The organism is Pseudomonas sp. AK106, from assembly GCF_053903055.1.
Genome location: NZ_CP096426.1, coordinates 1,923,893 through 1,936,243 on the forward strand (window position 1 = coordinate 1,923,893; position 12,351 = coordinate 1,936,243).

At 62.2% G+C, this 12,351-nt stretch carries 6 protein-coding genes; 4 read left to right on the plus strand and 2 right to left on the minus strand.

Features of this window, described 5'->3' with window-relative positions; genetic code table 11:
* Positions 1-160: 160 nt before the first annotated feature.
* Positions 161-2,569, minus strand: a complete 2,409-nt coding sequence (xdhB, locus tag M1E04_RS08790) for a xanthine dehydrogenase molybdopterin binding subunit (RefSeq protein ID WP_456292772.1) — start codon at positions 2,567-2,569, stop codon at positions 161-163.
* Positions 2,562-4,031, minus strand: a complete 1,470-nt coding sequence (xdhA, locus tag M1E04_RS08795) for a xanthine dehydrogenase small subunit (protein ID WP_369319299.1) — start codon at positions 4,029-4,031, stop codon at positions 2,562-2,564. Before xdhA ends, xdhB begins: the two co-directional genes overlap by 8 nt.
* A 318-nt stretch (positions 4,032-4,349) precedes the next feature.
* Here xdhA and M1E04_RS08800 point away from each other — a divergent pair, with 318 nt between their 5' ends.
* From M1E04_RS08800 to ligA, 4 genes are all read left to right on the plus strand, one after another.
* Positions 4,350-5,009: a GntR family transcriptional regulator gene (locus M1E04_RS08800; protein WP_065988713.1), complete on the plus strand. Its 660-nt coding sequence runs from the start codon at positions 4,350-4,352 to the stop codon at positions 5,007-5,009.
* 3 nt (positions 5,010-5,012) lie between these two features.
* Positions 5,013-8,501: a chromosome segregation protein SMC gene (smc, locus tag M1E04_RS08805; protein ID WP_456292773.1), complete on the plus strand. Its 3,489-nt coding sequence runs from the start codon at positions 5,013-5,015 to the stop codon at positions 8,499-8,501.
* A gap of 274 nt (positions 8,502-8,775) precedes the next feature.
* The gene (zipA, locus tag M1E04_RS08810) at positions 8,776-9,624 is read left to right on the plus strand and encodes a cell division protein ZipA (protein WP_065988711.1); all 849 of its coding nucleotides are present in this window, start codon (positions 8,776-8,778) and stop codon (positions 9,622-9,624) included.
* Between the two features lie 74 nt (positions 9,625-9,698).
* Complete coding sequence (gene ligA / locus M1E04_RS08815) at positions 9,699-12,047, plus strand: NAD-dependent DNA ligase LigA (protein ID WP_456292774.1); 2,349 nt, start codon at positions 9,699-9,701, stop codon at positions 12,045-12,047.
* The last annotated feature ends 304 nt before the right edge of the window (positions 12,048-12,351 follow it).

Genomic DNA, 12,351 nt, shown 5'->3' on the forward strand with positions numbered 1-12,351 from the left:
ATTTCTCCTGATCGGCGGGTTGGCAGATCAAACATCGTCATTGCCCGTGCTGGCCTCATCGCGAGCAAGCTCACTCCTACAGGCTCGCATTTGGACTGTAGGAACGACCGGGGTGGCGCTCCACCTTGCTCGCGAAGGCGTTGGCTCAAGCCACCACTGTTCAAACTGGCGAACCCGCCAGCTCATGGGCGACACCTTCCGCTTCCGGCGCCGCAGCCCGCAACGCCCGCATCTGCTCACACCCCCACAACACCCGTTCCGGGGTCGCCGGCGCGTCGATCTTCGGTTGATGCCGGTAATCGCCCAGGCTCGCCACCGCGTCCTTGATCGCGCACCACGCGGCGATGCCCAGCATGAACGGCGGCTCGCCCACGGCTTTGGAATGGAACACCGTGTCTTCGGGGTTCTTGCGGTTTTCCACCAGCTTCACCCGCAGGTCCGCCGGCATGTCGGCCACGGCCGGAATCTTGTAGCCCGCCGGGCCATTGGTCATCAGCTTGCCCTTGTCGTTCCAGACCAGTTCCTCGGTGGTCAGCCAGCCCATCCCTTGAATGTAGCCGCCCTCGACCTGGCCGATGTCGATGGCCGGGTTCAGCGAGGCGCCGACGTCGTGAAGAATGTCCGTGCGCAGCATTTTGTATTCGCCGGTCAGGGTGTCGACCAGCACCTCAGTGCAGGCCGCGCCGAAAGCAAAGTAATAGAAGGGCCGGCCGCGCGCCTGGCTGCGGTCGTAGAAAATCTTCGGCGTCTTGTAATAGCCCGTGCTCGACAGCGACACCTGGCCCATCCACGCCTGCTGCGCCAGCGTGTCGAAGCTGATGACCTGCTCGCCGACGCGCACATGACCGTTGCGAAACTCGACCCGCGACTCATCGCACTGGTAATGCCTGGCTGCGAATTCCACCAGCCGCTGCTTGAGGATTTCCGCAGCGTTCTGCGCCGCCTTGCCGTTCAAGTCAGCGCCGCTGGAGGCGGCCGTCGGCGACGTGTTCGGCACCTTGTCGGTATTCGTCGCGGTGATCTGCACACGGTCGATGTCGACCTGAAACACCTCGGCCACCACCTGCGCCACCTTGACGTTCAGACCCTGGCCCATCTCGGTGCCGCCGTGATTGAGGTGGATGCTGCCGTCGGTGTAAATGTGGATCAGCGCGCCGGCCTGGTTGAGAAAGCTGGCAGTGAAGGAAATGCCGAATTTCACCGGAATCAGGGCCAGGCCTTTCTTCAGAATCGGGCTGTGGGCGTTGTAGGCCGTGATCGCTTTACGTCGCTCGGCGTAGTCACTGCTTTCTTCCAGTTCGGCAGTCATTTCTTCGAGCATGTTGTGCTCGACTGTCTGGTAGTAATGGGTGACGTTGCGCTCGGTCTTGCCGTAATAGTTGGCCTTGCGCACCGCCAGCGGGTCCTTGCCCAGATGCCGGGCGATGACGTCCATGACTTCCTCGATGGCGACCATCCCCTGGGGGCCGCCGAAGCCACGATAAGCGGTATTCGACGCGGTGTTGGTCTTGCAGCGATGGCCGTTGATCGTGGCGTCGCCCAGGTAATACGAATTGTCGGCGTGAAACATCGCGCGGTCGACGATGGACGCCGACAGGTCCGGCGAATAACCGCAGTTGCCCGCCAGTTCAAGCTGAATCCCGTGCAAGCGTCCGTCGTCGTCGAACCCCACGTCGTACTCGACGTAAAACGGGTGCCGCTTGCCGGTCATCATCATGTCTTCCACGCGGGGCAGGCGCATCTTGGTCGGCTGACCGGTCAGGCGCGCAACCACCGCACACAGGCACGCGGGGCTCGCGGCCTGGGTTTCCTTGCCGCCGAAGCCGCCGCCCATACGGCGCATGTCGACGACGATCTTATTCATCGGCACGTCCAGCACTTCGGCGACGAGCTTTTGCACCTCGGTCGGGTTCTGCGTCGAGCAATAGACGATCATGCCGCCGTCTTCCGTGGGCATCACCGACGAAATCTGCGTCTCCAGGTAGAAGTGCTCCTGACCGCCGATGTGCAGCGTGCCCTGAATCCGGTGGGTGGCGGACGCCAGCGCCGTCGACGAATCACCGCGCTGGTGGGTGTGGCTGTCGAGCACGAAGTGCTTGTTGCGGTAGGCCTGGACGACGTCGAGCACCGGCTCCAAGTCTTCGTATTCGATGATCGCGGCCATGGCCGCCTTGCGTGCGGTTTCCAGATCCCGGGCGGCCACGGCAATGACCGGCTGACCGACGAACTCGACCGTGTCGATGGCCAGCAACGGATCGCCGGGCAGCAGCGGACCGATGTCCTTGAGGCCGGGAATGTCTTCATGGGTGATGGCGATGCGCACGCCGTCGAAGGCGTAGCAGGGCGACACGTCGACGCGGACGATGCGCGCGTGGGCACGGTCGGACAGCCGTGCATACACGTGCAGCTGATTGGGGAATTCGAGGCGGTCGTCGATGTAGATCGCTTCGCCGGAGACGTGCTTGTCGGCGCTGTCGTGCTTGACGCTGCGGCCCACGCCGGTGGTCAGGTCCTGTTGGAACAGGGCGACCATTTCTTCCTGGGACTTGGCTGAATGATGGTTAGACATAAGCTGTCACCCGCGTCTGGATGTGGGGCGTTTGCACTTCGATGAAGTACTTACGCAGCAGGTTCTGTGCGCTGAGCAGGCGGTATTCCTTGCTCGCGCGGAAATCCGTCAGCGGCGTGAAATCTTCGGCCAGTGCGGCGCAGGCACGCTCGATGGTGGCCGACGTCCACGGCTGGCCGATCAGTGCCTTTTCGCAATGGGCGGCGCGTTTGGGGATCGCCGCCATGCCGCCAAACGCCGCGCGGGCGTCGACGATGGCACCGTTCTCGACGTGCACGCGGAACGCTGCGCAGACCGCCGAGATGTCGTCGTCCAGCCGCTTGGAAACCTTGTACGCGCGAAACGTCTGTCGGGCGTTGGCGCGGGGCACGATGATGCGCTCGATGAACTCGCTTTCCTGACGTACCGTCACCCGGTAATCGATGAAGTAATCCTCCAGCGCCAGGGTGCGGGTCTGCTCGCCTTTGCGCAGCACGATCTTCGCGCCCAGGGCGATGAGCAGGGGCGGCGAGTCGCCAATCGGGGACGCGTTGCCGATGTTGCCGCCGAGGGTGCCCTGATTGCGGATCTGCAGCGATGCAAAACGGTGCAGCAATTCACCGAAGTCCGGGTACTCGCGGCTCAGTGCTTCGTAGCAATCGGTGAGCGCCGTGGCCGCGCCGATCTCGATGCGGTCTTCGAAATGCTCGATCTTCTTCATCGCCGCGACGTTGCCGACGTAGATCATCACCGGCAGCGGGCGATGGAATTGCGTCACTTCAAGGGCCAGGTCGGTGCCGCCGGCCAAGAGCCGGGCCTGGGGATTGGCCTCGTAGAGTTCGGCCAGATCCGCCACGGTCAGCGGCACCAGGCAGCGCTTGTCGCCGCTGTTCAGCTCGCCGGTTTGCGTCGGCGCAATGGCCTTGAGGCGGGCGATGGTCTGAGCTTTCAGGGCATCGAACTGGTCAGCCTGCGGTTGGCTGCAGCTTTGCTCGGCCGCCGCGAGGATCGGTCGATAGCCGGTGCAACGGCATAGGTTTCCGGCCAAGGCTTCGTGGGCCTGGGCGTGCCTGGTGTCGGAGGAGGCGGATTCGGCGCTGTTCTTTTGCAGCGCGAACAGCGACATGACAAAGCCCGGCGTGCAGAAACCGCACTGGGAGCCGTGGCAGTCGACCATCGCCTGCTGAACGCTATGCAAGCGTCCCTGATGCTTGAGGTCTTCAACGCTGATCAGTTGCTTGCCGTGCAGCGAGGCCACGAAGGTCAGACAGGAATTGAGGCTGCGATAACTCAGTTGCTCCCGGCCCGCCGCATCGGTGGTCAGCTCGCCAACGACCACGGTGCACGCGCCGCAATCGCCGCTGGCGCAGCCTTCTTTGGTGCCGGACTTGTGCAGATGCTCGCGCAGATAGTTGAGCACCGTCACATTGGGGTCCAGAGCCTGTTCGGTTTTCAGCTCTTGGTTCAGGAGAAACTGGATCACGGGTCGCGCCTCGTTCTTGTCATTTAAAAGCACTGGTCACAGCTGCCGGCGGAGGGGTCATCGAACATGTCGATGAATCTATCAGCTCTGACTATCGGGTCAATTAATTTCTGACTCAAAGGTCAAGAAATTCATTATTTCGAAATATGGCCGATAACTCAGGTGAACATGATGTTTAAAGACTGGGTGCACGTGAGCAGAACATATCCGTGTTTCTGCTTAATTCGTGCCAGTTTCCACAGTATGGCCCTGCGCCACAGACCTGCAGTGCGATACACTCCGCCGCTTGTTTGCGACCCAAGAAGTTGAAGGTAAGAAATGACGTTCAAGGCACCTGACAGCCTCGCCGAGCAGATCGCTCACCACCTTGCCGAGCGCATCATCCGCGGCGAGCTCAAGCCAGGGGAGCGGATTCAGGAGCAGAAGGTCACGGCCGCGCTGAACGTGAGCCGGGGCTCGGTGCGAGAGGCGTTGCTGATTCTCGAACGCCGCCACCTGATCGTGATCCTGCCCCGTCGTGGCGCGCAGGTGTCGGTCCTGACCCCGCACAACATCACCAGCCTCTGCGCCTTGATGAGCGAGATGTATATCCTGCTCGGTCTGGCCGTGGCGCGCAGCTGGAAGGAGCCGGTCGATCTGGCGCCGTTCCAGCAGATTCAGCAGCGGCTCATGGCCAGTTGCGAGCGCCAGGACGTGAAAGGCTTCGTCGAAGAGAGCTTCAACGTGATGCGCGCGGCCTATCCGTTCGCCAACAACCCGTACCTGGAAGAGACCGTCGAGAACCTGCAGCCCTCCATGAGCCGCTTCTATTTCCTCGCCCTGGATCAACGCGAGGCGGAAATGAGCGAATACCTGACTCTGTTCGGCCAGTTGCTCGAAGCGGTGGTGGCGCGGGATCTGGCGCGCATCCGCGACGTGCTGACCTGCTACGCCGAGCGCAGCTGCCAATCGGTTTTGTCTGCCCTGGCGGCCAGCTGATTCATGCGCCTCAAGTGCATCAGGCTGGCCGGGTTCAAATCGTTCGTCGACCCGACGACGGTGAACTTCCCCAGCAACATGGCGGCCGTGGTCGGTCCCAATGGATGCGGCAAATCCAACATCATCGACGCGGTGCGCTGGGTCATGGGCGAAAGCTCGGCCAAGAACCTGCGCGGCGAGTCGATGACCGATGTCATCTTCAACGGCTCCACCAGCCGCAAGCCGGTGAGCCAGGCGAGCATCGAGCTGGTTTTCGATAACTCCGACGGCACCCTGGTGGGCGAATACGCCAGCTACGCGGAAATCTCCATTCGCCGCAAAGTGACCCGCGACAGCCAGAACAGCTATTACCTCAACGGCACCAAATGCCGTCGCCGCGACATCACCGACATCTTCCTCGGTACCGGCCTGGGCCCGCGCAGCTACTCGATCATCGAGCAGGGCATGATCTCCAAGCTGATCGAAGCCAAGCCCGAAGACCTGCGCAATTTCATCGAAGAAGCCGCCGGCATCTCCAAGTACAAGGAGCGCCGCCGCGACACCGAAAACCGCATTCGCCGCACCCACGAAAACCTCGCGCGCCTGACCGATTTGCGCGAAGAACTGGGTCGTCAGCTGGAGCGCCTGCAGCGTCAGGCCCAGGCGGCCGAGAAGTATCAGGAATACAAAGCCGAAGAGCGTCAGCTCAAGGCGCAACTGTCGGCGTTGCGCTGGCAGGCGCTGAATGAGCAAGTGGCCCAGCGCGAATCGGTGATTGGCAATCAGGAGGTCGGCTTCGAGTCGTTGGTCGCTGACCAGCGCAGCGCCGACGCCGCCATCGAGCGCCTGCGCGACGGTCATCACGACCTGTCCGAGCGATTCAATATCGTGCAGGGGCGCTTCTATTCCGTGGGCGGCGACATTGCCCGGGTAGAGCAGAGCATCCAGCACGGTCAGCAACGCTTGCGTCAGTTGCAGGACGACCTGCGCGAAGCCGAGCGCGCGCGCCTGGAAACCGAATCCCACCTGGGCCACGACCGCACACTGCTGGCGACCCTTGGCGAAGAGCTGGAAATGCTCGAGCCGGAGCAGGAAATCACCCTCGCCGCCGCCGAAGAATCCGCCGCCGCGCTGGAAGACGCCGAGACCGCCATGCACGGCTGGCAGGAGCAGTGGGACGCTTTCAATCTCACGTCCGCCGAACCCCGGCGGCAGGCGGAAGTGCAGCAGTCGCGCATTCAGCAGCTGGAAACCAGCCTGGAGCGCCTGGCCGAGCGTCAACGGCGTTTGGGTGAAGAGCGCCAATTGCTCGCGGCTGACCCCGAAGACGCCGCGATTCTCGAACTCAGCGAAGACCTCGCCGCGCGGGAAATGGCTTTCGAAGAACTGACCGCTGAAGAAGAACACCTGATCGAGCGCCTTGAGCAACTGCGCGTCGATCTACAACAGGCCACCCAGGCGCAGCAACAGGCCCAGGGCGATCTGCAACGCTTGAACGGCCGGCTTGCGTCGCTGGAAGCGCTGCAACAGGCGGCACTCGATCCCGGCACCGGCACAGCCGAATGGCTGCGCGATCATCAGCTCAGCGAGCGTCCGCGGCTGGCCGAAGGGCTGCGGGTCGAGGCGGGCTGGGAAATGGCCGTGGAAACCGTGTTGGGCGCCGACCTGAATGCGGTGCTGGTGGATGATTTCGCCGGTCTCGATCTGGCCGGATTCAGTCAGGGCGACCTGCGCCTGGTGAGTCCCGGCGCTGATGTCACGCGCATACCTGGCAGTTTGCTGGACAAAGTCGATACGCAGGTCGATCTGGCCCACTGGCTGGGCCAAGTCAAACCCGTGGAAACCCTCGACGATGCCTTGGCGCTTCGCGGCCAACTGGGCGCCGGTGAAAGCCTGATCAGCCGCGACGGCTATTGGGTCGGTAGGGACTTTCTCCGCGTGCGCCGCGCCAGCGAGGCCGAAAGCGGCGTGCTGGCGCGGGGTCAGGAATTGCAGCGCCTTGAAGCCGAGCGCGACGAACGTGAGGCGACCCTGGCCGCGCTAGATGAACAATTGCTAACTCAGCGCGAGCAGCAACGCACCCAGGAAGACAACCGCGAGCAATTGCGCCGTCGCTTGCAGGACGAAGCCCGTCAGCAGAGCGAGCTCAAGGCGCAGTTGTCCGCTGCCAAAGCCAAGGTCGAGCAACTGACACTGCGCCGCACGCGGCTCGATGAAGAATTGACCGAGCTCGCCGAACAGCGGGCCATGGAGCAGGAAACCCTCGGCGAATCCCGCCTGCAACTGCAGGACGCCCTCGACAGCATGGCGCTGGACACCGAACAGCGCGAGCTGCTGCTGGCCCAGCGCGACAGCCTGCGCGAGCGCCTGGACCGGGTGCGTCAGGAAGCCCGCCAGCATAAGGATCACGCCAACCAGCTGGCTGTGCGCCTGGGTTCGCTGCGCGCGCAGCATGATTCCACCCGTCAGGCCCTGGAGCGTCTGGAGATGCAGTCCGAGCGCCTGACCGAGAAGCGCGAGCAACTGAGCCTGAATCTGGAGGAGGGCGCCGCGCCGCTGGAAGAACTGCGCATGAAGCTCGAAGAGCTGCTGGAAAAGCGCATGGTGGTCGACGAGGAGATGCGAACCGCCAAGAACGCCCTGGAAGACGCCGACCGCGAACTGCGGGAAGCCGAGAAACGTCGCAACCAGGCCGAGCAGCAATCGGCGCTGTTGCGTGGGCAACTGGAGCAACAGCGCCTGGAATGGCAGACCCTGACCGTGAGGCGCAAGGCGCTTCAGGAGCAACTGCACGAAGACGGCTACGACCTGGACGGCGTGTTGGCGACCCTGACCGCCGACGCCAACGAGAAGGCCGCCGAAGAAGAGCTGGAACGCATCGCCGCGCGGATTCAGCGTCTTGGCGCCATCAACCTCGCTGCCATCGACGAGTATCAGCAGCAGTCCGAACGCAAACGCTATCTGGACGCCCAGGACGCCGATCTGGTCGAAGCGCTGGACACGCTGGAAAGCGTCATTCGTAAAATCGACAAGGAAACCCGCAACCGTTTCAAAGAGACCTTTGATCAGATAAATAGCGGAATTCAGGCACTTTTTCCAAAAGTTTTCGGTGGCGGCAGCGCTTACTTGGAACTGACGGGCGAAGATTTACTCGATACAGGGGTGACGATCATGGCGCGTCCTCCCGGCAAGAAAAACAGCACGATCCATTTGCTGTCCGGGGGTGAGAAAGCCCTGACCGCGCTGGCGCTGGTTTTTGCCATCTTCAAACTCAACCCGGCGCCGTTCTGCATGCTCGACGAAGTCGATGCGCCGTTGGACGACGCCAACGTGGGGCGCTACGCCCGGTTGGTCAAAGAGATGTCCCAGACGGTGCAGTTCATCTACATCACTCATAACAAGATCGCCATGGAAATGGCTGACCAGTTGATGGGCGTCACCATGCACGAACCGGGTTGTTCAAGGCTGGTGGCGGTGGACGTAGAGGAGGCGATGGCGCTGGTGGAGTCATAGCAGGATGCGCAGTTGATCGCGTGGCGATCATGAAGATTTGCAGGGAAAAGTGGCGCACGGACGTCCAGTACAGGAACCACCGCCGCAGCGTGACAGATGCTTGTGACCTGCCAGATGTAACAGACGGTGTAAAGTTGCCTTTGGTCGTGCTAGCTTAATGTCCACTTTTCCATTTCGCGTGGGTAAAAGGCCATTCAGAACATAGAGTTGGCTCCACGTTTTAAAGGGGTTTGCGCCCTTAATTTTCAGAATTTCATTAGAGGCACGGGACTACATGGAAATCGGTCTGCGAGAGTGGCTGATCGTCATCGGCATTATTGTCATTGCCGGTATTCTGTTTGACGGCTGGCGCCGTATGCGCGGCGGCAAGGGCAAATTGAAATTCAGGCTGGACCGCAACTTATCCAACCTGCCGGACGACGACGAACCAACGTCCGCCGAAGTGCTGGGCCCTGCGCGCGTCCTCGACACCCATAAAGAACCGAAACTCGACGAGCATGACCTGCCGACGATGAGTGCAGCGCCCCGGGAGCGCGCCGAACGTGAACCGCGACGGGGCAAGCGCAAGGACGAGCCGCATCAGGGCGACCTTAACCTGAGCGCCGGTCCTGACCTGTTCAGTGCCCGCGACGACGACTTCCCGGACGACAAGCCGAACCAGCGCATCACCGAAGACAAGGACCTGCCACCGGTGGAAGAAGTGCTGGTGATCAGCGTGATCTCCCGGGACGAAAGCGGCTTCAAAGGTCCGGCGCTGTTGCAGAACATTCTGGAAAGCGGCCTGCGCTTTGGCGAAATGGACATTTTCCACCGTCACGAAAGCATGGCCGGCAACGGCGAGGTGCTGTTCTCGATGGCCAATGCGGTCAAGCCGGGCGTGTTCGATCTGGACGATATCGACCATTTCAGCACCCGCGCCGTCAGCTTCTTCCTGGGTCTGCCAGGGCCGCGTCATCCGAAGCAGGCCTTCGATGTCATGGTCGCCGCCGCTCGCAAGCTGGCCCACGAGCTCAACGGTGAATTGAAAGATGACCAGCGCAGCGTCATGACCGCGCAAACCATCGAGCATTACCGTCAGCGCATCGTCGAGTTCGAACGCCGCGCCCTGACCCAGCGCCGTTGATTGGCGCTCCCACAGATTCAAGCATCACCAATTGAGCAGCTTCGGCTGCTCTTTTGCATTTCGAGATTATTTTTATGAAAGCCGCCGAAACCCGCATCCTTGAACTGCGCGCTGAGCTGGATCAGCACAATTACCGCTATCACGTGCTCGACGAGCCAAGCATCCCGGACGTCGAGTACGACCGGCTGTTCCACGAGCTGAAGGCGCTGGAGGCGGAGAACCCGCATCTGGTGACCCCTGACTCGCCGACCCAGCGGGTGGGCAGTGCGGCACTGTCGGCGTTCACCCAGGTGCGCCACGAAATCCCCATGCTGAGCCTCGGCAACGCCTTCGAAGAAACCGACATGCTCGAGTTCGATCGTCGGGTCAACGAAGGGCTGGACCTGCCGGCTGCTTCGAAGAAGGTGGAATACAGCTGCGAGCCGAAACTCGACGGCCTGGCGGTCAGCCTGCTGTACCAGAACGGCGCGCTGGTGCGTGGTGCCACCCGCGGCGACGGCACCACCGGCGAAGACATCAGCGTCAATGTGCGCACCGTGCGCAACATCCCGCTGAAGCTGCACGGCAAGGGCTGGCCGGACACCCTCGAAGTGCGCGGCGAAGTGTTCATGTCCAAGGCCGGCTTCGAGCGTCTGAACGCCAGTCAGCTTGAAGTGGGTGGCAAGACCTTCGCCAACCCGCGCAACGCGGCGGCCGGCAGCCTGCGCCAGCTGGATTCGAAAATCACCGCCAACCGCCCGCTGGAATTTTGCTGCTACGGCATCGGCCAGGTGTCCCACGACATCGCCGACACCCACACCGGCAACCTCCAGCAACTGAAAGAGTGGGGCATGCCGATCAGCCGCGAGATGAAAATCGCCCACGGCATCGAAGACTGCCTGACGTACTACCACGACATCGGCGAGAAACGTCTCACGCTCCCGTACGAAATCGACGGCGTGGTGTTCAAGGTGAACAGCATTGCCGCCCAGCGCGAGCTGGGTTTCCGCGCCCGCGAACCGCGCTGGGCGATTGCCCACAAATTCCCGGCCATGGAAGAACTCACCGAGCTGCTCGACGTGGAATTCCAGGTCGGCCGCACCGGCGCCGTCACGCCGGTCGCCCGTTTGAAGCCGGTGAAAGTCGCCGGTGTGACGGTCGCCAACGCGACGCTGCACAACATGGACGAAGTGGCGCGTCTGGGCCTGATGATCGGCGACACGGTGATCATCCGCCGCGCCGGGGACGTGATTCCCCAGGTGGTGCAGGTGGTGCAGGAGCGCCGCCCGACAGACGCGCGCGCCGTCGAGATCCCGCAGACCTGCCCGGTGTGTGGCTCCCAGGTCGAGCGCACGCAACTGATCAAGCGCAGCAAGGGCAAGGAAACCATCAGCGAAGGCGCGGTTTACCGTTGCGTCGGCCGTCTGGCCTGTGGCGCGCAGCTCAAGCAGGCGATCATCCATTACGTGTCCCGTCGGGCTATGGACATCGAAGGCCTGGGCGACAAGACCATCGAGCAGCTGGTGGATGAGAAGCTCATCGGTTCGCCCGCTGACCTGTACAAACTTAAGTACGAGCAGATCATCGATCTGGAGGGTTTTGCCGAAATCTCCAGCAAGAAGCTGCTCAAGGCCATCGACGACAGCAAGCAGCCGACGCTGGCGCGCTTCATCTATGCGCTGGGCATTCCAGACGTGGGTGAGGAGACGGCCAAGGTATTGGCGCGCTCGCTGGGTTCGCTGGATCGGGTGATTGTGGCGCTGCCGGAGGTGCTGACGTACCTGCCGGACGTGGGTCTGGAAGTCGCCCATGAGATTCACAGTTTCTTCGAGGACGAGCACAACCAGAACGTGATCGGGGCCTTGCTCGGCGAATGCCAGATGGAGCTTCAGGACACGGGCGACTTGGGCGCTGAGTTCGCAGCCAGTGCGACCTTGGGCGGGATGCTGGACAAGCTGAATATTCCGTCGGTAGGGCCGGGTGCGGCGCAGAAACTGGCGGACAAGTTCGGCACCCTTGAGGCGGTGGTTTCGGCAGACTGGCTGGATATGCGGCAGACACTGCCGGAGAAGCAGGCGCAGGCGGTGCGGGCGTTTTTCGATGTCCCGGAGCATGCGCAGCGGGCGTTGGCGATCGAGCAGCAGCTGAAGGATTTCGGCATGCACTGGCAGAGCGAGAAAAAGGTGGTGGAGGGTTTGCCGCTGGCCGGGCAGACGTGGGTCTTGACCGGTTCGCTGGAGTTGATGAGCCGGGATGTGGCGAAGGAGAAGCTGGAGGGGCTGGGGGCGAAGGTGTCCGGTTCGGTCTCGGCGAAGACCCACACGGTGGTGGCCGGGCCGGGGGCGGGGTCGAAGTTGACCAAGGCCAACGAGCTGGGGCTTAAGGTGCTCGACGAAGAGGCGTTTGTGAGGTTTCTAAAGCAACATGGCGTTGAGGTCGGCTAGATCAATATCGAGATCAAGGTCCTTAAGATCAAGAGCGTCTGCCTGGGGGCAGACTGTTTTGCCTTCGGCGAGTTACTTGATAAAGCCCCAAGTAACCAAGGGCTTGTGCTCCTGGTTGGGCCCCTCGTTCCTCGGGGTTCCCTCACTCCGGTCTCGCTCCGTGGGCCCGCGCCGAACGGACATCCATGTCCTGACGGCGCTCTCGCCGCATCCCTGCGGCTCGGCCCACTGCGCGAGACCTGCGTTCAGCCTGCACCCAAGTCGCGTTCTGCAGTGTTTGGGCTTTTTGTGTACGAAGATCAAA

What these genes read in the sequence shown, in the direction of transcription:
- xdhB (WP_456292772.1), bottom strand. Translation starts at nt 2,569, where the DNA reads ATGTCTAACCATCATTCAGCCAAGTCCCAGGAAGAAATGGTCGCCCTG.
- M1E04_RS08800 (WP_065988713.1), top strand. Translation starts at nt 4,350, where the DNA reads ATGACGTTCAAGGCACCTGACAGCCTCGCCGAGCAGATCGCTCACCAC.
- smc (WP_456292773.1), top strand. Translation starts at nt 5,013, where the DNA reads ATGCGCCTCAAGTGCATCAGGCTGGCCGGGTTCAAATCGTTCGTCGAC.
- zipA (WP_065988711.1), top strand. Translation starts at nt 8,776, where the DNA reads ATGGAAATCGGTCTGCGAGAGTGGCTGATCGTCATCGGCATTATTGTC.
- ligA (WP_456292774.1), top strand. Translation starts at nt 9,699, where the DNA reads ATGAAAGCCGCCGAAACCCGCATCCTTGAACTGCGCGCTGAGCTGGAT.